The 21,597-nt window shown below is 44.1% G+C and carries 25 protein-coding genes and 1 other annotated feature; of the genes, 6 read left to right on the top strand and 19 right to left on the bottom strand.

All coding sequences use genetic code 11. The features are described 5' to 3' along the window. Positions 1 to 79 precede the first annotated feature (79 nt). From ACFQPF_RS17750 to ACFQPF_RS17705, 10 genes are all read right to left on the bottom strand, one after another. The gene (locus tag ACFQPF_RS17750) at positions 80 to 493 is read right to left on the bottom strand and encodes a VOC family protein (RefSeq protein WP_379751478.1); all 414 of its coding nucleotides are present in this window, start codon (positions 491 to 493) and stop codon (positions 80 to 82) included. Between the two features lie 123 nt (positions 494 to 616). Further along, entirely contained in the window at positions 617 to 886 is a 270-nt protein-coding gene (locus ACFQPF_RS17745) for a YiaA/YiaB family inner membrane protein (protein ID WP_379751475.1), read from the bottom strand. A 248-nt stretch (positions 887 to 1,134) separates the two neighbouring features. Continuing rightward, positions 1,135 to 1,617, bottom strand: a complete 483-nt coding sequence (locus ACFQPF_RS17740) for an NUDIX domain-containing protein (RefSeq protein ID WP_379751473.1) — start codon at positions 1,615 to 1,617, stop codon at positions 1,135 to 1,137. A gap of 28 nt (positions 1,618 to 1,645) precedes the next feature. Further along, the gene (locus tag ACFQPF_RS17735; protein WP_379751471.1) at positions 1,646 to 2,206 is read right to left on the bottom strand and encodes a hypothetical protein; all 561 of its coding nucleotides are present in this window, start codon (positions 2,204 to 2,206) and stop codon (positions 1,646 to 1,648) included. A gap of 247 nt (positions 2,207 to 2,453) precedes the next feature. Continuing rightward, positions 2,454 to 3,353 (bottom strand): AraC family transcriptional regulator, encoded by a 900-nt coding sequence (locus tag ACFQPF_RS17730; protein WP_379751469.1) that lies wholly within the window; start codon positions 3,351 to 3,353, stop codon positions 2,454 to 2,456. Between the two features lie 64 nt (positions 3,354 to 3,417). Beyond that, a complete protein-coding gene (locus ACFQPF_RS17725) occupies positions 3,418 to 3,984 on the bottom strand; it encodes a GNAT family N-acetyltransferase (RefSeq protein ID WP_379751467.1) in 567 nt (188 codons plus the stop codon). A gap of 12 nt (positions 3,985 to 3,996) precedes the next feature. Further along, positions 3,997 to 4,617: a pyridoxamine 5'-phosphate oxidase family protein gene (locus tag ACFQPF_RS17720; protein WP_379751465.1), complete on the bottom strand. Its 621-nt coding sequence runs from the start codon at positions 4,615 to 4,617 to the stop codon at positions 3,997 to 3,999. A 47-nt stretch (positions 4,618 to 4,664) separates the two neighbouring features. Continuing rightward, positions 4,665 to 4,920, bottom strand: a binding site (T-box leader). A 310-nt stretch (positions 4,921 to 5,230) separates the two neighbouring features. Then, positions 5,231 to 6,130: a DUF6843 domain-containing protein gene (locus ACFQPF_RS17715; protein WP_379751463.1), complete on the bottom strand. Its 900-nt coding sequence runs from the start codon at positions 6,128 to 6,130 to the stop codon at positions 5,231 to 5,233. A 120-nt stretch (positions 6,131 to 6,250) separates the two neighbouring features. After that, a complete protein-coding gene (locus ACFQPF_RS17710) occupies positions 6,251 to 6,793 on the bottom strand; it encodes a GNAT family N-acetyltransferase (RefSeq protein ID WP_379751461.1) in 543 nt (180 codons plus the stop codon). A gap of 12 nt (positions 6,794 to 6,805) precedes the next feature. Beyond that, positions 6,806 to 7,258 carry a hypothetical protein gene (locus tag ACFQPF_RS17705; RefSeq protein ID WP_379751459.1) on the bottom strand — a complete coding sequence of 151 codons (453 nt, stop codon included), beginning with the start codon at positions 7,256 to 7,258 and terminating at the stop codon, positions 6,806 to 6,808. Positions 7,259 to 7,660: 402 nt separating this feature from the next. On the opposite strand from ACFQPF_RS17705, the gene ACFQPF_RS17700 reads away from it, so the two are divergent. Continuing rightward, the gene (locus ACFQPF_RS17700) at positions 7,661 to 8,107 is read left to right on the top strand and encodes an SRPBCC family protein (RefSeq protein ID WP_379751458.1); all 447 of its coding nucleotides are present in this window, start codon (positions 7,661 to 7,663) and stop codon (positions 8,105 to 8,107) included. Between the two features lie 23 nt (positions 8,108 to 8,130). On the opposite strand, the gene ACFQPF_RS17695 is transcribed toward ACFQPF_RS17700, so the two are convergent. Further along, positions 8,131 to 8,793, bottom strand: a complete 663-nt coding sequence (locus tag ACFQPF_RS17695; protein ID WP_379751456.1) for a hypothetical protein — start codon at positions 8,791 to 8,793, stop codon at positions 8,131 to 8,133. 78 nt (positions 8,794 to 8,871) lie between these two features. On the opposite strand from ACFQPF_RS17695, the gene ACFQPF_RS17690 reads away from it, so the two are divergent. Further along, positions 8,872 to 9,270 carry a (deoxy)nucleoside triphosphate pyrophosphohydrolase gene (locus ACFQPF_RS17690; RefSeq protein WP_379751454.1) on the top strand — a complete coding sequence of 133 codons (399 nt, stop codon included), beginning with the start codon at positions 8,872 to 8,874 and terminating at the stop codon, positions 9,268 to 9,270. Between the two features lie 18 nt (positions 9,271 to 9,288). On the opposite strand, the gene ACFQPF_RS17685 is transcribed toward ACFQPF_RS17690, so the two are convergent. From ACFQPF_RS17685 to ACFQPF_RS17670, 4 genes are all read right to left on the bottom strand, one after another. Continuing rightward, positions 9,289 to 12,144: a DEAD/DEAH box helicase gene (locus ACFQPF_RS17685; RefSeq protein ID WP_379751452.1), complete on the bottom strand. Its 2,856-nt coding sequence runs from the start codon at positions 12,142 to 12,144 to the stop codon at positions 9,289 to 9,291. A gap of 150 nt (positions 12,145 to 12,294) precedes the next feature. Then, on the bottom strand, positions 12,295 to 13,044 hold the full coding sequence (locus ACFQPF_RS17680; protein ID WP_379751450.1) for a L,D-transpeptidase family protein: 750 nt from the start codon (positions 13,042 to 13,044) through the stop codon (positions 12,295 to 12,297). 208 nt (positions 13,045 to 13,252) lie between these two features. After that, entirely contained in the window at positions 13,253 to 14,029 is a 777-nt protein-coding gene (locus ACFQPF_RS17675; RefSeq protein ID WP_379751448.1) for a serine hydrolase, read from the bottom strand. Next, positions 14,026 to 14,424, bottom strand: a complete 399-nt coding sequence (locus tag ACFQPF_RS17670; protein ID WP_379751446.1) for a hypothetical protein — start codon at positions 14,422 to 14,424, stop codon at positions 14,026 to 14,028. Before ACFQPF_RS17670 ends, ACFQPF_RS17675 begins: the two co-directional genes overlap by 4 nt. Before the next feature lie 307 nt (positions 14,425 to 14,731). On the opposite strand from ACFQPF_RS17670, the gene abc-f reads away from it, so the two are divergent. The 3 genes from abc-f to ACFQPF_RS17655 all read left to right on the top strand — a co-directional run bounded on the left by abc-f (position 14,732) and on the right by ACFQPF_RS17655 (position 17,910). Further along, on the top strand, positions 14,732 to 16,468 hold the full coding sequence (gene abc-f / locus ACFQPF_RS17665; protein ID WP_379751444.1) for a ribosomal protection-like ABC-F family protein: 1,737 nt from the start codon (positions 14,732 to 14,734) through the stop codon (positions 16,466 to 16,468). A 63-nt stretch (positions 16,469 to 16,531) separates the two neighbouring features. After that, entirely contained in the window at positions 16,532 to 16,975 is a 444-nt protein-coding gene (locus ACFQPF_RS17660) for a PH domain-containing protein (protein WP_379751442.1), read from the top strand. 14 nt (positions 16,976 to 16,989) lie between these two features. Beyond that, on the top strand, positions 16,990 to 17,910 hold the full coding sequence (locus ACFQPF_RS17655; protein ID WP_379751440.1) for a GNAT family N-acetyltransferase: 921 nt from the start codon (positions 16,990 to 16,992) through the stop codon (positions 17,908 to 17,910). A 54-nt stretch (positions 17,911 to 17,964) separates the two neighbouring features. On the opposite strand, the gene ACFQPF_RS17650 is transcribed toward ACFQPF_RS17655, so the two are convergent. The 3 genes from ACFQPF_RS17650 to ACFQPF_RS17640 form a co-directional block, all read right to left on the bottom strand. After that, complete coding sequence (locus ACFQPF_RS17650; protein WP_379751438.1) at positions 17,965 to 18,168, bottom strand: hypothetical protein; 204 nt, start codon at positions 18,166 to 18,168, stop codon at positions 17,965 to 17,967. Between the two features lie 182 nt (positions 18,169 to 18,350). Continuing rightward, positions 18,351 to 19,514, bottom strand: coding sequence for a toxic anion resistance protein (locus ACFQPF_RS17645; RefSeq protein ID WP_379751436.1), 1,164 nt, complete (start codon positions 19,512 to 19,514; stop codon positions 18,351 to 18,353). Beyond that, a complete protein-coding gene (locus tag ACFQPF_RS17640) occupies positions 19,514 to 20,167 on the bottom strand; it encodes a 5-bromo-4-chloroindolyl phosphate hydrolysis family protein (RefSeq protein WP_379751434.1) in 654 nt (217 codons plus the stop codon). The genes ACFQPF_RS17645 and ACFQPF_RS17640 overlap by 1 nt, the downstream gene beginning before the upstream one ends. Positions 20,168 to 20,463: 296 nt before the next feature. On the opposite strand from ACFQPF_RS17640, the gene ACFQPF_RS17635 reads away from it, so the two are divergent. Next, positions 20,464 to 20,712, top strand: a complete 249-nt coding sequence (locus ACFQPF_RS17635; protein ID WP_379751432.1) for a hypothetical protein — start codon at positions 20,464 to 20,466, stop codon at positions 20,710 to 20,712. A gap of 82 nt (positions 20,713 to 20,794) precedes the next feature. On the opposite strand, the gene ACFQPF_RS17630 is transcribed toward ACFQPF_RS17635, so the two are convergent. Next, positions 20,795 to 21,577, bottom strand: coding sequence for a class I SAM-dependent methyltransferase (locus ACFQPF_RS17630; RefSeq protein WP_379751430.1), 783 nt, complete (start codon positions 21,575 to 21,577; stop codon positions 20,795 to 20,797). Positions 21,578 to 21,597: the final 20 nt, after the last annotated feature.

Genomic DNA, 21,597 nt, shown 5'->3' with positions numbered 1-21,597 from the left:
CAATTGTTGCAACAATTGGCTGATCAAACATAAATGGGGTCCGGTACCTAGGTACCGGACCCCCATTTAATTAAAAATGTTATTTTTCAACATCCACATAATCACAAAGCTCAATAATCGTCCCTTGCGTATGCACAGGGTTAATGTAGATCAACCGTCTGCCATATGGGTTGATGCGATACGTGTCCTTCAAGAACGTCAGTCCGCGCGACTCCATTTCTTCCATCGTGGCGTGCAAATCATCGACTGCATAAGCGATATGATGGACGCCCTTGCCTTTTTGCCGGATGAACCGTTCGATCGGTGACGTTTTGCTCGTCGGCTCAAGCAGCTCGATCACCTGGTTCTCCAGCTCAATGACCGCAATATGCGTCTCAACGCCAGGTTTCTCGCTCGTGTAGCGGTGAGCGAGCTTTCCGCCAAGTACGTTCGTGTAAAATTCAATCGCTTCATCTATTCGCCTCACGGCAATGCCGGTGTGGTCCAGCTTCATAAGATGCACCTCGTTCCCTATCTTAAGTGGTTTTCTTATTATAGAGTGTTGGTCAGGATATAGCAAAAACATAGTAGGGGTCCGGTACTCTGAGTACCGGACCCCCTGCTTAAAAAGTCTTATCTATTCCGCTTTGCTGATGTTTCCTCTATTGCTGTTGCGCTCTTGTTCAGCGATGATCTCATCGTCTTCAGCATTATCTCGTGTCACCTTTTGTGTAAGGATCGCGCCGACCGCCACAAGAATCATGACCGCAATGTAGTAGCCTTTTTCGTTCAGCTGCAGGCTGTCTGCGTTATACAGCCCGATACAGAACAAGGCAACTCCTGCGAAGAACGTGAAATAAGCAAGAAACGTAAATGCCTGCGTGTTTCTGCGTCTGTACTTTTGCATACGTTTTACCTCCAAAAATTTAATTCTTATTTAATTTACGAAGTACTGGAGAGAAAAAGAACGCTCTGTCTGTTATATGAAGAATGTAAAAGTTCGCTTTCGACAGAAACTAGCAATTTATCCTTTTTTAATTATATTCGATAGTTATAGAAAATACCTTACTTATTTCAAGAAGAAATGTGTCTAAGCAGCTTGTCCGTCCTGTATAGACATTTTGAACAAAATGTCCATATGGCGTACCGGACCCCTTATTGTTCCATTAAATGCTGTTCTTGGATGAGCGTCATGCTTCGGCTTCGTCCTTCACTCATGTACCGGCGAATCTCACCCTTAATGTTTGGGTACAATACAATGCTGTCGAGCTCTTGGAACGGCACCCATTTGACACCTGTCTGATGTAGGTCAGGCAACTCCGGCATACGCGGTTCTGATCCTTCTTTTATCTCGCATTCAAACATCAGGCTGATGCCGTGATGCCCTGCGACGGCTTTTCTTCCTTCCACCAAATGCGGCGCAGTCTCGTACACGAACGCGAGCTCGCCGACCTCGACATCCACTCCGGCTTCTTCCATCGCCTCGCGTCTTACAGCTTCAATGACCGATTCGCCCGGCTCAACGCCTCCGGCCGGAAGGTTATAGTGCAAACCATGATGATTATTAAATTCAATAAGCAATACCGCATCGTCTTTTACAATGAACGCACAAGCACGTACTCGTATGTGAAAATTCATGCAGACACCTCAATTATTCTTTATGTATTCATGCTCTTCTTTTTAAATAACGTAAAAACAGGAAGACAGCACCTGCGAAAAAAGCAATCAACCACCAATTATAGGCAGTGAAATCATCCTTAATGGTCCGGTTCTCTGCTTCTTTATACTCTTTCTTTAATATTTCTTCGTATAGCTGTGCGCCGTCCATCCCTTCGTATTCCACAACTTTATTGTTCTTTAATTCTACCATTCCGTTCTGCCCTGCAACCGGAACGAGAAAATCTACTTCTCCCTCTTCTAAAAACAACAGGTACTTGCCTCCACTCCCCTGAACTTCCTTCACAATTCCGATGTCGTAAGCATCCATACCGGCAATCACCGGCGTCTTTACTTCGCCTTTATAAACTCTTTCAATATTAAAAGGAAAGCCGGCGAATATGTCATCTTGATTCGGGGCGGCTGAAATATCATACGTACCCATCACGATTACATCAGCTCGCTCGATCACTTTTTCTGGCTCTAACTGCACCCATTTTGTCGCCGCCGCTTCATTCACACTCGTTAGAAAAAGAATGACAACGAAAAGAACGGTTTTAACATATCTCATTTTATCCCCCCTTATTCTGTATTCGTTGCATCACCCATTAATATCCTTCTCAAATGTCGAAATGCAGCTGTTCCACTTTCCTAAAATAATTTCCCGTCAAATAATGTCGTTATTTTCCCCATTATGTATGAACTCTTGGTACGGATCTCCTCTAATTTAAACTCTATGCAGATAGCATGCTAAGCACCGCATAATGCTTCTTAAAAATAAGTTAAGGCCCGGCTGAGTACCGGACCCCTACTACTTTTTATTTAGCTGCTGTCACACTGCTTTTCTTTACTGGAATATAAATATCAATCTGCTTATTTACACTGCCGTGGCAGCGTGTATCATACAATTCGAACTCCACACCACCTGAGTGCTCGTATCCAGAATCTTGGAACCAGCTTGTAAAAATGTAATTCCAAGTCGATTGAATGGACGATACAAACTCGCTTTCCGACGCTTTTGGCGTGGTGAACACCGCGTACTCGGTTTCAGGAAAACGGTGATACGCCATTCCGGCTGGTGCCGCACTTCCTTCTGCCACTTCCATCCCGATCAAGTAGGTGAACTCGTCTGTTTCGGGATTATGTTCGACACACATGCCAAACTCTGTATCGCTGTCCAATGGATGCGGTATAGCAGCACCCTTTTTGTTCACAATATAATCCTGCCAAAATGCGGGGATGTCGGTGTTGTTCTGTCCGTCTGTGTTGGTTGTTTTTAGTTCATAGCCAATTACACTGAATGCCGGTTTTACAACAAATGTTGGTTTCATGAAAATTCCTCCTGTTATCGTATAATGTTTCAGGCAGGCTTTCTTACGCAATACAACTGGAACAGTACCGCTTTCCCGCACCTGTTTCGGCGACAAACCAAACATTCTCTTGAACGCCCTGTTGAACGATTCCTGGTAGTGGAACCCAACGTCCAGCGCGATCGTGATCACCTTTTCATCAGACGAGATCAGGCGCAACGCTGCGGCCGACAGCCTGCGCTTTCTCACATAATCCATGACGGGTTCACCGACCATCACAGAAAAAACGCGGTGAAAATGATAAGGCGAAAAGCACGCCGTCTCTGCAATGTCTGCTAATGTGAGCCGCTCATCCAGATGATTCTCGATATACTCAATGCTGCGCTCTATAGACTGAACATAATCCATTGGTGTTCACCTGCCTTTAAAACTACAATACCAGCGCCGGTCATTCGCTTCTTAACATTCTTTGCTAACCTTGAAACACCTTCGCAAAAATGTGCGTATCGCGCAATTCGTCCGTACCGACGGCAAACGAATCGCTGCGCAGCGTACCTTCGAGTGTGTAGCCTAGCTTTTCGGGTATCGCGATGCTTCGTGCATTGCGCGTATCGCATCGAACCTCCAGACGTCGCGCTTTCAGTTCATGGACTGCAAACTGCTCGAGCCCTTTTACCGCCTCCACCATATAGCCTTTCCCGCTATGCCTCGTGTCCTGCCAATACCCAATCTCGAACTTTCTGACGTCCCAGTCCATCCTGTGCAAACCGGTTGAAGCGACAAACTCCCCAGTCTCTTTTAAAAAGACGAGCATCCGCAAATCTTCACGCTGCAAAAATTTCACGTGCGCACCCCGGATGTTCGCTTCCACATCGTCCGCACTCTGATCAATATGGGCAAACGGCAGCCACGGCTTTAATTCAGGCAATGAAGACAGTATTGCTTCATAAACAGCCTTGCCGTCACCAGGCTGCGGACATCGCACCAGCAATCTTTCAGTCTCAAACTCGGTAGGAAAATCTAGTAATATCGGATTCATCTTTCGTTCCCCCTAATACAGTCTATTTTTGTACCCGTCCTGCAGCCGTGCTTCTGTCTGCTCAGCGGTCACGCCAGGAATTTTCATATGATCGGTCAGCATTTTAGCGGCTGAGGGTAAATTGGCTGCAAAATTGCCGCTCCACAGTCCTGACCGTTTAATGGACTTGGCGCAATGAATGAAGATCTCCTCCACCTCTACCGCAATCGCAACAAGCGGAAGTTTATTGTTAACCGCCATCATTTCAAGCAAATGTTCATCTTTTACTATGCACGCCTTACCATTGATCCTGAGCGTCTCTCCCATGCCGGGAATTAGAAAAAGCAAACCGACATGCGGATTGGATAAAATATTGCTCAGTGAGTCTACGCGTTTGTTGCCGGGACGCTCTGGAATCAACAGCGTCTTCTCATCGAGCACCTGTACGAATCCAGCATGATCTCCTCTCGGCGAGGCATCACACCGCCCCTCGCTGTCAGACGTTGATAATACGAGAAAAGGAGAAAGCGAAAGCAGCGTACGGCAGTGCTCATCTAATCTCGTAATCACTTTTTTCTGAGCGAACTCCGACGGCTCGCCCATGAAAGAGCGCAGTTCCGCCTTGTCCGTTATCCTATGCTGAAAGTTCTGCATTATAAATCCTCCCCAATATAAAAACTCCCACCTCCAAGATGATTCATCTTGAGGGCGAGAGTTAACTCTTCGCGGTACCACCTCAGTTTGCTGATATGTCGCCACACCAGCCTCTTCGGGTACGAGAAAGCACACTTATACCCTATCTCTGTAACGGGAGATCCCGCTGCGCCATCCCTCTTTTGTACTCGATCCACGCAGAGCTCCAAGCCTTTTTTCATTCAGCGCTCTATACCCGTTTCCACCAACTTAGGGCTCTCTGAAATACAGCTGCTAAACTACTTCTCTTTTCATTGCCATATTATGTATTTCAACTAGTATAGCGGCATCTCACTGTAACCGTCAAGATATTACAATTAAGGAATTTATTATGTTTTTTCAAGTGAGTAGAATCAAATTAGCGATAAAATGATGAAGCGCGGCCGCGTTCTACACAAACGCGGCTGTATTCTTCACATTTGCGGCTGCGAATCGCCAATGCGCGGCTGCGAAACCGAAAAACGCGGGCGCAATTGACCAATCCGCGGTCGTAATTCCATTTTTCCCCATGTCCAACTCACAAAAAGAGAGGCAAACCGACAGCACCATCCTGCCAGATCGCCTCTCCACCCTTTTAATACTCGTCCTCACTTACAATACCTTCATGATACAGTACTTCAGTCAGTGACATTTCTTCCGGATAAAAGGTTTCTCCTTGTCCTTCTTGAAAGCTCTTCCCACAAAACGATTTGGTCACATAAAATACCGTGCTATCGTAATGATAACCATCCCCTTGTGTACCTTCTGAGCCGTCTATATTAATGCACGTTTCGTCTATCCTTGTTTTCTTCCCGTCCTGTGCCACATAATAATACTTATCTTCAATAAAGCCTTCACTCATAGGACCAGGCGTGGTACCGTACCCCAGAGCATTTATTTCCACGACCGTATAGCCGTCCATGATTTTGGGGTCCGGTACTCCCTTCATTTCATGAACAATTAGCACCTTTCCTTCATACCCTTCAGGAATCATATAGGTTTGATGTGTTTTCTCTTCCAATACTTCACTGTCAACAATTGCATACACTCCGTAATAGCTTAGCGCAGACACACCAAGAATTATTATTGTGTTCACAATCGCAGCTCGATTAATCTGACGCCATCTCGCCCCATTCTTTCGTGTTCTCCATTCATCAACAAGGAAGAATAACACGCCGCAGGCAAGTGAATAGAATGCCATCCACTGAAGGAAGAAAACCGTTGCCGCTGCTAGCACTATATGTAGAACACCGGCAAGGATAAACCGGTATCGATTGGCTCTTTTCGTTAACACATCAGACAGCAAAGATACAGGAGCACCGACGATCATATTTCCAACAAGGGCATACATTCCAATAATAATAGACATTCCAAAATAGTAGCTTTCACTCTTACCAAGCACTAATGCAGCGAGCTCAAATACAAAAAAGATGCCTGCTAAAAGGAGTGAAACATATACAGCTGTAATGGATTTTTGAAAGACTTTGGAGATCATGGCATATAGCTCCGTTTCTATTTGTGAATGTTTTCACAAGTTATTATAGCATGTAATATACGTTAGTAATAGCATATTTTGTCATTCCAAACATTCTATATAAAAAAAAGAACGAGCGTTTCAGTCCTCGTTCCTCATCTCCCACTCTTCTCTCAGCAGGCCCATACGGATGGAGTCGTAATATACGCCGTTGTACAGCCTGCATTTGCGCAGCCGCGCCTCCATCGTCATTCCAAGCTTTTCTCCCGCCTTGATCATCCGCTCATTGCCAGACCAGGTGGTGAAGCCTACACGAACAAGTGGCATCGTTGTAAAAAGGTAGCGTATCCACATCTTCAATGCTCGCGTACCGTCCCCCCCGCTCCAATACGCTGGATCATAAATCGTGATTCCCATCTCCAGCCAGTTAGACGGCTTATGCTCCCAATAATAGCCGACCGTGCCAACAACGATTCCCTCTACTACAATCGCCCAGTAATCATCCCGGTCCACAACCTGATGTGTTTCTATATATTCCTGAAACAAAAGGGCTTTATGCTCAAAATATGGCGCATCCCACTTTTTCCATTCTGGATTTTCTTCTTTATACGCCAGCTCCCAAAGCCTCGGCAAATCTTCCTCTTGTATCGGACGCAGTAAGACTGCTCCATCCTTATGCACCATGTTTTCACCAGCTTATTTTTTAATCGGTTCGATATAATAAAACATTCCATTCTTTACAGTCGGTGTAACCGTACCGCCGTTGTCGATCGTAATCGTCTCTTTCTGTTCCTCTGCAACACCCAAGTAAACCTTGAAAATTTTCTTTGAAAACGTGTTTGTTTCAAAAGCAGCTTGAGGCACGTTGATCACAGTGATACCTGGATTTGCCCGATACCACGCATGACTTCCACCTTTTTCAGCAATGTTCGCAACAAACACACTATCATCCATTGTATAAAGGACGAACGTTTCTCCCTCTACCGTGACTTCATCCAAAATATGATCTGTTGACCGGTCCTCTTCTTTTAGCCCTGCCTCAATGGCTGCTTGTTTCGTGCTGTGCCACTTTAGCTCATTTTCTTCTTCTGATGAACACCCAAATGCACTCGTCATCAACAGAACGATGATTAACAATATTCTCCTCATTATTTAACCTCACCTTTGCTTCGTCTTAAATTCTAAATTGATTGGCGCACAGCCTTATAATAAGTAGCTAATTCAATCCCAATTCTTCACTTTGTTAACATGAATTTCTTTTCTAAGCACCATTTGCTCTCCATATTTTACAGTATAATACAATTAGAAAGCATTATGGGTAAGGGGGAACATGCGATTAACTATTTCTTGAAACGATATGCACATTGGCTAGCGTTCATTATCTTAGCCGTCAGCTTTTTTTCGATGTTTATTGAATTTAAACAAAACACCCTAGAATTAATTGCAGCCATATTTGGCGATGTCGCGTTTGTGAGCGTGAGTGTTCTTGTATTTGCTACGGAAAAGCATATTAGGAAGAATGGAATAAAAAAATAGAATAGGAGCGGTAACATGAGGGGGATCGAGCATTCACTATACATAAAAGCACGTGCTGATGAGATCTATTCCATTCTTACAACGACAGACGGCTGGAACGCATGGTTTACGGATGAAACGACACTTGAGCTTAGTGATGACGGAAGTGGAGAAATACGATTGCAATGGACAAACGTTGGAAGCGAAAAGAAGAGAATGGAAGACGGCGGAAAGATTTTAAAAGCTGTTTATAATAAAGCCTTTGTTTTTCAATGGTCGCCAGGAGACAGCATAACTACCGTTAGTATGGAGCTTACCCCACATGTAGACGGCACGACCGTTACAGTGAAAGACACCGGCTACACCAGTTCAGAAAAAGACACGGCTGCCTGTATTCATTGTGCCGCAGGCTGGGGCGAGGCACTACTGCTGCTTAAGATTTATGTGGAGCATGGAATAGTTTACAAGCACGATCTAAGATAAGGAATAGCCCTCAGACTAGAGGGCTATTTCAATTCAATTACACTGACGCCGTTTGGATCGGTTCTTCCTGTTATTTTTATCCCGTCAATGACCGCTTCTCTTATTGTGACCGACTGCCCTAAAACAGTTTTCAAAAAATTCTCCTTACCTAGAAGTACAGCCAAATCACCCTCAGCGCCTTCTTTCTTAACGGTAACTAACAATTCCTTTAGCTCCGCCTCTTCTGCCGTACCGTCTATAACCTCCCTGTACTTCTGCAGTTCAAATCGAAACCCGTATGGCGTGGCGATAAAGGTTCTGCGCTCGCCAGCATCCACTTTCCAGTTTAATTTCGCTGCATTATCGCATATTTCTTGATAAGCGAACTCCGAAACAAGATAGCCGATATGATCGAATATAACTTTCTTGCCATACCCAAACGTAATATTCACCGCACCTTTGCGTGCCTCGATAATACGAAACGTAATGTCCTTATTTCGAAAATCATCCCACGTTAGCGGCGGATTAAATGTTTGAAACTCGCCGTTATATTTTCCGTTACGCAGAGAGATCCTGAATCCTTGATCCACGTAAAATTTTTCAGTTTCCTCGACGTATGGGGTCCAGAAGTGGTAGTGGAAGAGAATGATAATCACCTTTTTTCTGTTTTTTCTAGAGTAACTCTTTAAGCCTAATTCGCTATTCATTCCCCTAGTCCTTGTATCAAATCGACAACTTCCATTAGAATGAAAAGATACGAGAATAAGATCATCTGGAGGAAACCATTGAAAAAGCTAGTAAAAGTCGTTGCTGCCATTATTGAAAACGAAAACGAAGAGATTCTATGTGCCTTGCGTTCACCTCAAATGCTGCTTCCTAACATGTGGGAGTTTCCTGGCGGTAAAGTCGAATCCGGGGAGGATCTGAACACCGCATTAAAACGGGAAATTGAAGAAGAACTTGGGTGTTCCATTGAAACGTATAAACTTTTCAACGATCATACACATGAATACGACACGTTCATCATTAATCTTCTTTGTATCAAATGCAAAATTATCAACGGAACGCCTGAGCCGAGTGAACATTCCAAGTTAATCTGGATGAAACGAGAAAATCTAGCATCCCTCCTCTGGGCGCCAGCAGACATTCCGGCTGTAGAACAACTGATAAACGAAAAGAAATAGCCTTCTCAATCGAGAAGGCTACACTTTTATCGTGAACTCTTTATATAAACTTGCCGGCACTTCATGCTCCAATCGAATGGTGACGGTTATCGGCTTTTCTCCCTCATAACCGACCGTATCTCCTTTGCCAATATAAATATATGGCTCGGTCTTGCCATCCAATTCTTTATATTTTCGTACGAACAAATGAAGGTTTACTCCACGTTCCTTGTTTCTGATGATGTTTTGTCCTCGCTCTGATGCTTGAGTTGTATTGTTCACAGACTGCCACTGAAAATGCTGTTCATCCAAGAACACATCTTGATAGTTAATACTTTCTTTAATGGTTTCCTCTTTATGCAGATCAATATATAAGAAGAATTCTTTACCGTTCGTCAGCAACCCAGATCCTCGGAACGAGCTATGAATCTTCCGGAAGTTTGAGAGTAATGCAGCATCTGCCATCTGATATTGCTCATACAGCTTGAAGTGCGGCACGCCATAATATTCTTCACGGTACTCTTTTTCGTAGCGAAAAATGCCATACGTAAGGATGTCCTCGATATACGCTCGGTAGTCTTCTTGTGAGAGCACACTGCTAAATTCCGCTGTTTTCGTCAACACCCATCCATCAAGTACACACAGTCTCAGTTTTCTGCTTCTTTCACCACTATCATAATAGTTCTGGTTAAGCGTCTCAAAGGCATGAAGAATACTATCGTCATCCACATTTTTTAGTAGTTTTAAGATTTCATTTTTGGCCGTTTCAAGGTCTATATAATCATGATCTAGTAGATAACGTAATATAACAAACTCGTACACTCGCTTAAGCGGCAGCTTACTTGAAAGCTCTTTAAGCACATTCTCAAAAGTCTCATCTACTAATAATTTCTTCACGTTCTCTTCTTTTTCAACCTTGGCAACAAATTGAGGATAGCTCTTTTCTCGGTTAATAAATTTAACAGGATTAGGCGCACCATCATACTTCAAGTAATCGACAAGAAAATACGGAATACGACCTTGGTTCATTTTCTTAAATTCAAAGTACTCTTCCTTCAAATACCTTAAGGATTTGAAATTCTCTCGATCAATCTGCTCAAGAATTCGTTCTTGCGAGATCTTGTCCATCTGAATGTGCGTGCAGCCTGGAATATTAGCAAACCCTGTAACGATTGCGACCTTCAAGCTTTCTTTGTCATAATAACGGCTGCCGTTCAGCGCAAGTGCAATTAAAAACGTTTTATTATGGTTTCCAATAAAATCAAGCACGGTTAAGAAACTCTTATTGGCATGCTTTCTAAGTCCTCGACCTAGCTGCTGTATAAAAATGATCGGTGAGTTAGTCGGTCTGAGCATCAGCACCGAATTAACAGACGGAATATCGACACCTTCATTAAAGATATCTACAGTAAAAATAAACTTTAGCTCATCGTCATCGTTCTCGAGGCGGTTAATATACAGTTCACGCAGTGCCGGTGAATGGTCACCGAATAAACAAATGCTGTTATAGCCACGTTTATTAAACTCGTCTGCCATGAACTGTGCGTGTTCAATACTCGCACAGAACCCGAGACACTTTCTTTTTTCCCCGTCGTGTCCGTAAAAGTCCATCTTTTCAATAATAAAATCGACGCGCTCATTCACCTTTAATCGCTTCGTCACTTCCGCAATATCATCGATTGACACATCGCTCAAATCGACCGATTCAATATCTGTGATTCCAAAATAATGAAACGGAATAACAAGCTCGTCCTCTAATGCTTCATGCAGCCGAACTTCAAGCGCCACGTTGTTATCAAACAGCTCGAATACATTTCCGTTGTCGCTGCGCTCTGGCGTTGCGGTCATTCCTAGCGTAAATTGTGGCTCGAAATAGTCGAGCACACCCTGATAAGTCGGACTTGTCGCATGATGTGCCTCGTCAATAATAACGTATTGAAATTCATCTCTTGCAAACTCTTGATAACATTTTGATAGTGTTTGAATCGTTGCGAATACATAATCGACGTTCTTTTCTTTGGTATTCCCCGTTAAGAGGCCAAACGTCAGACCATCATTTGGCAGCAGCTTTTCAAACGTTTCTTTCGCTTTCCTTAAGATTTCTTCTCTATGTACCACAAACAGGAGCTTTTTCGGAGCTACTTTCTTCACGTCGAACGCAGACATATACGTTTTTCCCGTTCCAGTCGCAGCAATGACCAATGCTTTTTTCTCACCAAAATGACGGATGCGCTCCAAATTCTCAGTCGCCCGCTTTTGCATTCGGTTTGGAACGATGTATTCTTTTCGTTCATAGATCGATTGTGTGCTCGGAGTTGTTCTTTTTAACGTTTTCAAGAACTCTTCATAGTCTTTTATAAACTCTTCGTTCACGTCAGAGCTGTACTCCCAAAGTGAATCATATTCTTTCAACACTTTTTGGATAAAGGAGGCATCCTCTTTCGCGACGACTTCCACATTCCATTCCACATTGCTTTTCAATGCACTTTGGGTGATATTTGACGAACCAATAATGACTTTATAGCTGTCACGGTACTCAAAGATATACGCTTTTGTGTGGAATCCAACCTCTTTATCTGTCACGAAAACTTTCAGCTCAACATTCTCAAACTCTCTTATCTTTTCTAAAGCCTTAGGATCCGTGAAGTTAAGATAAGTCGAGGTGATAATCCTGCCTTTCGTCCCCTTCTCCCCTGCCTCCTTTAACGGATCAAGAAGAAGCTGAAGCCCACTGTAATTCACAAACGCCACACTAAAATAAAAGCTGACACACTCATTCATCGATTTAACCAGCTCAGAAAGTAGGTTTTCTTTATCTGAATTGACGATTAGTTTCTTTTCAAAGTCGAATTCTTCTTTATTTATGAGTGATTGTTTAACATAATCAATTTTCATAACGGGGCTCCTGTAAATAAGTTATTGGTAAACTTTTCATATGAGACCAGGGTACTACAAATAAGAAAAGATATGAAGATCATTGGTAGAAAAAAGAAGTTTTAATACAACAGAAAAAGGCAACAGATTTCTCTGTTACCTTGCATGTATTTAATATTTCCCCAACGCCCTCCAAGTAGCCGCTCCAACAACCCCATCCACCTGCAGTTTCTTGGCTCTTTGAAAATTTTTAACAGCGGTTTCTGTATTAACTCCAAACACGCCGTCGATGCCTTTTGTGCTGTAGCCGAGTTCGGTTAGGCGGCGCTGCAGTGTTTTAACGGCTTCTCCTTTGCTTCCTTTTTTCAGCACTGGTTGTGGTGAGGTGACGGGTGCACTCGGGGATCCACTGGCGTTGAATCCGTAAGCGGTAGCGAGTGCCGGAAAGGTTTTGCCCGATGTGGTGATAATGACGGGTGTGTTCACAGCCACACGGCTGTACAGCCAGATGATGTCGTTGTTATACATGCGGATGCAGCCTGCGCTGACGTATTTGCCGATCGAGCTGGCGTTATTGTTGCCGTGAATGGCGTATGTTGTTCCCCATGTTTCTCGGGCGTTCAGTCCGAGCCAGCGGTTACCGAGCGGATTGCGAGGATCGCCGCCAGGAATGTTGCCGGAATAGTACGGCCGGTTCGTAATTTTGTTAACGATTTTGAAGCGGCCCTCTGGCGTATAGGTAGGCTGGCGCCCCGTTGCCACAAGAAACACCTTATACAGCTGATTGTTCACAAAATAAGCAAGCTGGTTGTTCGACTTGTTGATGATGATATAGGTGGATGGAGCAGCCGCTGCAGACGCCGGCTTCACGAACACAAACATAAAACTGATACACAGCAGTAAGATTACTAATTTCCTCATTTTCATCTCTCGTCCCGTCCGTTTCTATAGTGGTATAAGATTAAACACACTATCCTATGCGGGACGGGATGGCAGTCATTCCACTTTAGCCCGAGAAATTTAATGCAAATAACACGAATAATCTCTTGATGTCTGGCATACCTATAGCAGGTTTACAGCTTATTCAATCGGGTATGGAAATGCGAAAGACGCTAAAGCCGGTTTGGCTCTAGCGTCTTTCGATAAGGTGTTGGTCGTTATATTCCATATAAAGCCGCTTCATTACTTCATGAAATGCAATGTCTGAGTCGAGACTGCTATACCGGCTAGGCAGCTGTTTTGCACCAAATGTGAAAATAAAAGGATGGTGAGTTAAATCCCCTAACATACCGATATCCACGATGATGTTCTCTAGTCCGCCTGTCATGTGGTTTAAATGGTGTGCAGGAATACCTTCTACATCCCCTTTTTGTCTGACTAATCCATTCATGATCGGAGTCCATAGCAGCGGGTTAACTTTGTGACCGTTAAAGATGCTTAGCATGATCTGAAAGACTTGGTCCAGCTGCCCCTTGTTCTCAAGATCGGTTGGATCATTCGTGACAGTGATGGTCGGATAATGTGACTGAATTTTCTTGTTTACGTTGTCCCAGCCTCCGCAGAATTGAACAACTCGATCAGCTACCATACTATCGTGGCAAGTGATCATGACTTCAACCGCTTCTCTTAACAGAAGAGAGGTTCTATATTGAAAATGCGGATAAATTTCTTTGCTATCTTCCTCGGGGTTATAGCTGATGTTTTCCACGATATCTTCCCATGAAAGGATGCCTTCCTGAACCCATAATGTGATGGCATAACCGATGGCGACTTTTGCTGATGAAGCAAGCGGAACGGTTAGATCGCCTTGTAACGAGCATACGTATTCCTGTTTTTCAGTAGAATAGACGATCAAACCTACCTGTTCACTATCTATCTCACTTAATTTTTGTACTACGTGTTTCATTCTTCTTCCTCCATCCAGTCCTTCACATATTCTGTAAGCTCTTCTTTCACCTCGTCCGGCGTCTCGTCCAGGAGTTCTCCGGTTACTTTGCTGCCTGGTAAATGAAATGATATTTGTAAGCCGGCAAAATGCCTGGTGCATTCCCAAATTCGTATGGTGTGTAAGTCGATTAGTTCTCCCTCTTCATCCATTACCCCAACGGAAATTTCTGACTGACAGCCTGGCGTAAAAGGATCTTCTGCCTTGCTCAGCTTGGCCTCTAACGTGAATCCTTTTTCCAATAGCAATGGTTTGTATCTGTCTAAAAAAACCGAAACATAATCTTCTAAAGTATTTTCTATTTCCGCTATCCTCCTGCCTAACTCGGCTGTGAATTCCTTCTGTTTAAACTTCATTACTGCCGCCACCTTCAAAAATGTATATCGTTATTTATTCTAAACCCCTTTGACAATTCCCTTCCAAATCCCATATACTGTTATTAATTCTAGGAATCGAAAGGGTGAATGTTGGGCCGATGTGGAATTAATCTTATTTTCTAACGCTGATTTGAATAGAAATCAACGCCTGGAGAATAGGATTGGTCTGCCCATTTTTTGCCGATACTGTATTTGAAGAACTCATACACTGCTGTATGTCTTTTTCTGTACGTTTATTTTGGCTTGAAACATGCAGCCTCTCCGGGCAATCGGGAGGTTATTTTTTATGTCTTTGCCTTTTATTAGAGTGAAAAATATGAAGAAAGTATACGGCGACAAAGTGGTTTTGAGCGATGTGTCGTTTGAACTGAATGAAGGGGCGCGTGCCGGACTGGTTGGCTTTAACGGCACGGGCAAGTCGACGCTCGCTGAGATTTTATCAGGTGTTATGGATTACGACGCCGGATCGATCGATACATTCGGCCGAAACCTGAAGATTGGCTATTTGCGCCAGTCGGTGAATTATACAGCAGTAGATTTTGACCAGATGATGAATGGTGAGGGCTTGTATGAACATACGAGCCAGCTTGGTTTAGTAAAAGCACAGGAATGGAAAGATAAAAAACTGCCACATTTGAGCGGCGGTGAACGGTTGAAGCTGGCGCTTGCGGATGTGTGGGCGTCGAACCCTGATCTGCTGATTTTAGATGAGCCGACAAATCATTTGGATTTGGATGGCGTGAAGTGGCTCGTGAATCAGCTTGAAGCCTTCCGCGGCACAGCGATTATTATTTCGCATGACCGCTACTTCCTGGACCGCACCGTTACCACTATTCTTGAGCTGGAGGACGGAAAAGTGAAAACGTACAGCGGCCACTACAGCGATTATCGTGACGAAAAGAAGCGTCAGCACGAGCATCAGCTGAAGCAATACGAGGCACAGCAGCGTGAAAAGCAGCGCATCGAAAACCAGATGACGCAGTACAAGGAATGGGCCGCAAAGGGCCATCGCGATTCGACTAAGCAAGGATCAGCTTCTGAACGGAAGCAGATAGGGCTCAAAGAGTTTCACCGCGTAAAGGCAAAGAAAACCGAGGCGCGTGTGAAGTCGAAGCTGAAACGCCTGACGCTTGAGTTGAACAAGAATGGTGTGGAAAAGCCAAAAGATGAGGCTTCGGTGTTTTTTCAGTTTCAGCATGCCGACAAGCGCGGCAAGCGGATGGTTGAGGCGAAGCAGGTGTCTAAATCGTTTGATGGACGATCCTTATTTAGCGGGGCTGACTTTTATGTGAAGCATGGCGAGCGTATAGGCTTGCTCGGCCCCAACGGCTGCGGCAAGACAACACTGATCCGGATGATTCTTGGGTCCGAGTCCGCAAGCAGCGGCGAGCTGTGGCGCAGCCCAACGCTAAAAATCGCTTATTTAAGCCAGGATGTCGGGGACTTAAACGGTGAACTGACGCCTGTGGAAGCGCTCGGTTTCGCAGAGCACCGCGATATTCACCGCGCACGGACCATGCTTGCCAATCTGGGGCTGAATGAGGAGAAACTAAGGCAAAAGGTTGGATCCTTGAGCCTTGGTGATCGTGTGCGAGTGAAGCTGGCAGGCATGCTGCTGCGAAATTATGACATGCTCATTTTAGATGAGCCGACGAATCACCTCGATCTGCCAAGCCGCGAACAGCTGGAGGATACGTTGAGCCAGTATTCCGGTACGCTGCTTGTCGTTTCCCACGATACGTATTTCATGGAAAAGCTTTGTGATAAGCTGCTCGTTTTTGAAAAGGGCAGTGTTCAGCGGCAAGAGATGGGGCTTAGCGAGTACAAGAAATACAATTCTCGCGACAGCGTGGATGATATCGCGCAGCAGATCCTTTTGCTAGATACACAGCTTAACGCGGTTCTCGGAGAATTGTGCACCATCGAGAAAAATGATCCAAGGTACCCGGTGCTAGACGAAGAGTTTTTAAAGTTGTCGCGGGAAAAGCGACAGCTTATGGCGCTTCAGTCTAAAGCGAAGTAATTGAATACTTTTTCATGAAAAAACGTATGTAAAAGAAGGAGAAAGGAAAAGGAGGCTGGCAGCATGACCTTTCGTGCTGAACGAGATCGTTTTTTCATTCTAACAACACTGCTTATAGTGCTGGTTACTGCAACCGTAATTTTTATTCCACTTCTGTTTGATAAGAGTGCGACACAGGAGGATTGGATTATTGTTTCATGTATTTTTTTAGGTACGAATGCTTTTGTTTTGTGGCCGTTCCTTTTCATCACGTATACGTTTCATGAAGAGTATTTACAGGTAGCTGGCGGGCCGGTCAGGAGCAAAATTAAGTATCGCGATATCACGAAGGTCGCCCGCACTACGGATATTTTAACAGGTTACCGCATGCATTCTTCACTTAACAGCATCGAGATCTTTTATAACACCGGCTGGACGGGAAGTGTGAAGATTTCACCCCAGCAGCAGGAATGGTTTATGGAAGAGCTGAAGAAGCGGTGTCCAAATATGATACTAGATTTGAAATAAATGGAGAAAAACATATGACGACAATCACGATACAAAAAGCAGAATTGAACGACGCAGCCCAACTAACCACATTAAAAAAAGCCGCTTTCGATGAGGAAGCAAGAAAGTGGCTGACGCCAGGATTGATCGATTACAACATTCAGCCCCCAGGCTATGCTTCGGTTGAAGTGGCCGAATACATGATTCAAGAGCTTAACTATTTTAAAGTGATCTATGATGGCTTGTTGTCAGGAGGCATAATCGTAACGGTTACAGGGCGATCGTATGGAAGAATTGACCGCATTTTTATTGCTCCTGACTTTCAAGGAAAAGGCATAGGGTCGAGGGCCATGGAGTTGATCGAACAAGAATTTCCTGAAGTTCTTGTTTGGGACTTGGAAACATCCAGCCGGCAAAAGAACAATCATCATTTTTATGAGAAGATGGGATTCCGCACCACATTTGAGACGGACGATGAATTTTATTATATAAAGAAAAAGAAGAATGCAGAGAGTCGCAGCGATTTAATTGAACATACAGACCTTTCTTCTAAACAATATGAGAACTGCAATATGACAAGAAGTGAGGGTTACCAGATCACGATGGAGAACAGTTCGTTCAGCAACAGCAATTTAAGCCGTCTTCACGTGACGAACTGCAACCTTAGCCAATCTGCGTTTCAAAATATAAATTTTAGAAATAACCTTTTTGCAGATCTGAACCTTTCGTCTAGCCGTTTTCTGCACGTAACACTTGGCGGAGTGACATTCTTCGGTACAAATCTTGGTGATCAGGAGAATCCTGTTTCTTTTGAAAAATGTGATTTAAAAGGAAGCAAGATCGTGAACTGTAATCTTCAAAACGTGGAGCTTGAGAGCTGTCAGATGGACGGGATGAAAATTAACAACGTTCCCGTTGAGGAATTGCTTGAAGCTTATAACAAGGTGACTAAATAAAAAAGAAAGAACGAGTCGGTGATGGCTCGTTCTCTCTTTTTCAATCGGTTCTGCTTACATCTTCTTATTAACAAAATAGGATACCGTCTTGTAAAAAGCAAACACAAATAGCGGCATAGCGATGCAAAATATCAATGTCAGAATCCATTTTTCATCATTCTTCACACTCGCCCCAAGCCAGATGCTTGCTAGGTTAATGGGGATGGCAACCGCACAAAAGACAAGCAGGATTTTTCGAAAAACATTTAAAGAAAACATGCTGGAGCTCCTTTACTCTTTTTTCATTTACATCTCTCGGACCCGTTTATTTCAATTTCGACCCGCAAATTTTATTATTGACCCGATTCTCAGCACATTTAACCCGAGAAACTTCTATTTCGACTTGAATACAGCGACTGCACACGAAAACCCAGCCGATGCGGCTGGATTTCCCATTACAATTACTCTCCTTTGATCTCCAGCAGCTTCTGCCTCAATCCAATTTCCATATCGGCAAGCTCATTTTCAGCTAGACGACGCTTGATTCGGCCTTCTTCCTGGATTTTCAGCGTCTCTTCTAAAGTAGAAAGCAAGTTCGCTTGTGTTTTCTTTAAAGTCTCGATATCAATCAGGCCTCGTTCGTTTTCCTTGGCGGTCTCAATCGTGTTGGTTTTGAGCATTTCTGCGTTTTTCAATAATAGCTCGTTCGTCGTTTTGCTCACTTGCTTTTGCGCTTCCACTGCAGCGCGCTGGCGCATGAGCGTGAGTGCGATCGCCACTTGGTTTTTCCATAATGGAATGGCGGTCATGATGGACGATTGAATTTTTTCGACGAGCGCTTGGTTCGTATTTTGAATCAAACGGATTTGCGGCGCGCTCTGGATCGTGATCTCGCGGCTCAGCTTCAGATCGTGGAGGCGTTTATCTAGGCGGTCAGCGAACTGGACCATGTCGTTTACTTCCTGGAATTTCATCTGATCGCCGGACTTCTCGGCCTCCTGGCGCAATGCCGGGATTGTCTTCTGGTTCAGCTCGTCCAGCTTCACTTCACCGGCAGCGATATAGACGTTGAGCGCCTGGAAGTACTCTTTGTTATGTTCGTACAATTTTTCCATCATGATGATGTCAGATAATAGGACATTTTTGCTGCTGTCGAGCTTAACGGCGATACGGTCGATTTGCGCACCCGTTTTCTGGTACTTGCTCAGCACTTCTTGAACCGAGCCGCTGATTTTGCCAAACATACGGCCGATCAGACCGGGCTTCTCGCTTTTCAGCTCTTCAGGGTTCACGTCCTGCAGCCTTTTCATCAAGTCCGTGATGATTTCGCCGATCTCACCGGCATCCTTCTTTTTCACCTGATCGAGCATGGTGTTGGAGAACGACAACAGCTTAGACTGTGCCGGTGCACCGTATGTGATCATGGATTGGTGATTTTTCGGGTCAATGCGCTCGGCGAGCTCTAGCGCTTTGGCGCGGTTTTCTTCTGGTATTACATCGATTAGGCGGACAGGCTCGCTGCTCTTTCGCACTTCTTTCTTATCTGTACTGTCTCCGAACGGGTCGGATAGAAGATCGTTAATCAGATCGCTGTCATCAAACGTGCGCGCATTGTTTTCAGTCATTATAATCGCCTTCCTTCGTCTTGAATGGGTGATTCTTTTATTGATTGTATGGAATGCTTGGCCACATCCAGTTCATATTGCAGATCGCTCATGTCATCAGACAAAACATGATACAAATCCTTCTCTATCGTTTCCGTCAATTCCTCCAGGGTGCGGCTTGTTTCCAGCAATGACTGGTTCATGTCACGGTTTTTCTTTGGGCTGCTGGAGAGAAACACATATTTTTCCGCCAGTTCAACGGCAGAGTCCAAATGTGCGAAATAAAATTTTTCCGCCTTGTAAAACCGCTTAGGCTCTTTCTTTGTAAGGCTGTGAATTTTACGTACGACTCGCATCAGTTCAATTCGCCGCTTTAGTGACCAAATATCTTTGATGGAGAATAACGCTTTTTGCAGGCGAAAAATTTTGGAGCGTGCTTCCCGCAAATTTTTCTGTATATACACATGCTCACTTCTTGATAGGTGATGCTTCTTTAAGAAACGGTGCTTCATGACCGCGGATGCGCCGGTATAGGTGAGGACTCCGCCGCCAGTGGCGATCGCGGATGATAAAAGGAACGTCTGATCAAACGCGAAAAAGCTAAGCAGCCACACGGTGACCGCACTCGGGCCAGCGAGACTTGCTCTTATGATAAATGCCAGAAATCCATTCATTGCTATCGACTCCTGTCTTTTACTCTTCTTCTTTATACGAATGATACGGCTCATAGTTTCGCCATCATACGAAAGAGCTTATTATTTTACTAGTTTTACCATAACTCATTCCTGCCATAACTTCCATTGACCTTCATTTGTAATGTGCTCTAAGACTTGAGGCTTAGTTAAGGAATAAATCCGCATATGCTCCGGGGCATCTACTCCTGTCTAAAGCAAAGATTCAGCATAAGATATAAAGTAACCAAATAGATTATTTGTGTTACAGCATTATATGTTCCTAAGGAGTGCCACAAATGTCTATTAAAAAGAAAAAGCAGCAGGAAAGCTCTTCTTGTTCCTCTTCATCTGAGCAATACAACTGGAAAAAGTCTAAGAAAGAAAATAAGAAAGAGAACAAAAAGAAGGAAGAAAGCTCGTGTAAGAAGGAGAGTTCGTCAAAGAAAGAGAGCTCTCATAAAAAAGAAAGCTCTGCCAAAAAAGGATCTATGACCAACTATTGCTGCAAGAAAATGCCGAAGCCGGAAAGCTCCAGCTGGTGCTAATGCAAAGACCCCTTTTCAATTATGATAAGGGGTCTTACACATTCTCGGACATATTTTCTTCAATTGTTGGAAATTCGTCTGTTCATTTTGAAGCAAATAGTCCAGTGGATTTGGTGATTTTAATAGATCCCCCATTTTCATCCATTTTGGACCTTAAAAAATGTTCAAATGCTTTCAACGTAGTTCCTGTCAGCTTGGCTTTCGCCTCTGTCTGTGTGGAACGCAGATAATCCACTACCGCTGAAACGGTGGTAATGTTTAAATCGCCAGGAAATGGTTTCAGCTCAATGTGATGAAAATGAGGCGCTAGCTGACTTCTTCCATTTTCTAAGCCGAACGTTCTTGCCTGATCATATGCGGCTGAGAAGTTGATGGCTTCATCAAATTCTTGAAGCAGCATGCCGAATTCCTGCATATGCTCATTGCCAATCGTAGAGCTGTAAAATACTCCGCCGTCCTTTAAAACACGGCGAACTTCTGCTAAGCCTCTTTCGCGATTCGGCACATGATACAGCATATGGTTGGCGATGACCACGTCAAAGGTGTTTGTTTCAAATGGAATGTCTTCTATGTTGATCTGTTTGTACTGAAAGTTGGAGAGAGGCTGAAGGGCAGACTGAGTGTCGGAAAGCATGCCTTCTGATAAATCGGACAAAGTGATGGACCAGTGCTTCGGAACACGATCGCGGTTCTTCTGCCAGAACACACCGTTTCCGCAGCCAAGCTCCAAAATGCGGCTGCCCGGCTTGATGTCGTATTGATCAAACAGCCACATATGCCAATCTTCTGGATTCGTGCTGTAATTCTGGTGAATCTGTATCCGGATGTCGAGGTTTTCACTGTTTTGATACTGCTCGTTCATCATTAGAATTCCCCTTTTTCCCC

The organism is Fictibacillus iocasae (assembly GCF_042665465.1).
GTDB lineage: Bacteria > Bacillota > Bacilli > Bacillales > Fictibacillaceae > Fictibacillus > Fictibacillus iocasae.
The sequence above is the reverse complement of the archived record's forward strand: the minus strand, read 5'-3'. Positions and strand labels throughout refer to the sequence as shown.

Excerpts from the sequence above, each read along its gene's own strand:
- ACFQPF_RS17685 (WP_379751452.1), bottom strand. The coding sequence starts at position 12,144 with ATGAAAATTGATTATGTTAAACAATCACTCATAAATAAAGAAGAATTC.
- ACFQPF_RS17745 (WP_379751475.1), bottom strand. The coding sequence starts at position 886 with ATGCAAAAGTACAGACGCAGAAACACGCAGGCATTTACGTTTCTTGCT.
- ACFQPF_RS17640 (WP_379751434.1), bottom strand. The coding sequence starts at position 20,167 with ATGAATGGATTTCTGGCATTTATCATAAGAGCAAGTCTCGCTGGCCCG.
- ACFQPF_RS17680 (WP_379751450.1), bottom strand. The coding sequence starts at position 13,044 with ATGAGGAAATTAGTAATCTTACTGCTGTGTATCAGTTTTATGTTTGTG.
- ACFQPF_RS17705 (WP_379751459.1), bottom strand. The coding sequence starts at position 7,258 with ATGAGGAGAATATTGTTAATCATCGTTCTGTTGATGACGAGTGCATTT.
- ACFQPF_RS17750 (WP_379751478.1), bottom strand. The coding sequence starts at position 493 with ATGAAGCTGGACCACACCGGCATTGCCGTGAGGCGAATAGATGAAGCG.
- ACFQPF_RS17730 (WP_379751469.1), bottom strand. The coding sequence starts at position 3,353 with ATGGATTATGTTCAGTCTATAGAGCGCAGCATTGAGTATATCGAGAAT.
- ACFQPF_RS17675 (WP_379751448.1), bottom strand. The coding sequence starts at position 14,029 with ATGAAACACGTAGTACAAAAATTAAGTGAGATAGATAGTGAACAGGTA.
- ACFQPF_RS17725 (WP_379751467.1), bottom strand. The coding sequence starts at position 3,984 with ATGAATCCGATATTACTAGATTTTCCTACCGAGTTTGAGACTGAAAGA.
- ACFQPF_RS17715 (WP_379751463.1), bottom strand. The coding sequence starts at position 6,130 with ATGATCTCCAAAGTCTTTCAAAAATCCATTACAGCTGTATATGTTTCA.
- ACFQPF_RS17735 (WP_379751471.1), bottom strand. The coding sequence starts at position 2,206 with ATGAGATATGTTAAAACCGTTCTTTTCGTTGTCATTCTTTTTCTAACG.
- ACFQPF_RS17630 (WP_379751430.1), bottom strand. The coding sequence starts at position 21,577 with ATGATGAACGAGCAGTATCAAAACAGTGAAAACCTCGACATCCGGATA.
- ACFQPF_RS17670 (WP_379751446.1), bottom strand. The coding sequence starts at position 14,424 with ATGAAGTTTAAACAGAAGGAATTCACAGCCGAGTTAGGCAGGAGGATA.
- ACFQPF_RS17700 (WP_379751458.1), top strand. The coding sequence starts at position 7,661 with ATGAGGGGGATCGAGCATTCACTATACATAAAAGCACGTGCTGATGAG.
- ACFQPF_RS17695 (WP_379751456.1), bottom strand. The coding sequence starts at position 8,793 with ATGAATAGCGAATTAGGCTTAAAGAGTTACTCTAGAAAAAACAGAAAA.
- abc-f (WP_379751444.1), top strand. The coding sequence starts at position 14,732 with ATGTCTTTGCCTTTTATTAGAGTGAAAAATATGAAGAAAGTATACGGC.
- ACFQPF_RS17635 (WP_379751432.1), top strand. The coding sequence starts at position 20,464 with ATGTCTATTAAAAAGAAAAAGCAGCAGGAAAGCTCTTCTTGTTCCTCT.
- ACFQPF_RS17650 (WP_379751438.1), bottom strand. The coding sequence starts at position 18,168 with ATGTTTTCTTTAAATGTTTTTCGAAAAATCCTGCTTGTCTTTTGTGCG.
- ACFQPF_RS17645 (WP_379751436.1), bottom strand. The coding sequence starts at position 19,514 with ATGACTGAAAACAATGCGCGCACGTTTGATGACAGCGATCTGATTAAC.
- ACFQPF_RS17660 (WP_379751442.1), top strand. The coding sequence starts at position 16,532 with ATGACCTTTCGTGCTGAACGAGATCGTTTTTTCATTCTAACAACACTG.
- ACFQPF_RS17710 (WP_379751461.1), bottom strand. The coding sequence starts at position 6,793 with ATGGTGCATAAGGATGGAGCAGTCTTACTGCGTCCGATACAAGAGGAA.
- ACFQPF_RS17720 (WP_379751465.1), bottom strand. The coding sequence starts at position 4,617 with ATGCAGAACTTTCAGCATAGGATAACGGACAAGGCGGAACTGCGCTCT.
- ACFQPF_RS17740 (WP_379751473.1), bottom strand. The coding sequence starts at position 1,617 with ATGAATTTTCACATACGAGTACGTGCTTGTGCGTTCATTGTAAAAGAC.
- ACFQPF_RS17655 (WP_379751440.1), top strand. The coding sequence starts at position 16,990 with ATGACGACAATCACGATACAAAAAGCAGAATTGAACGACGCAGCCCAA.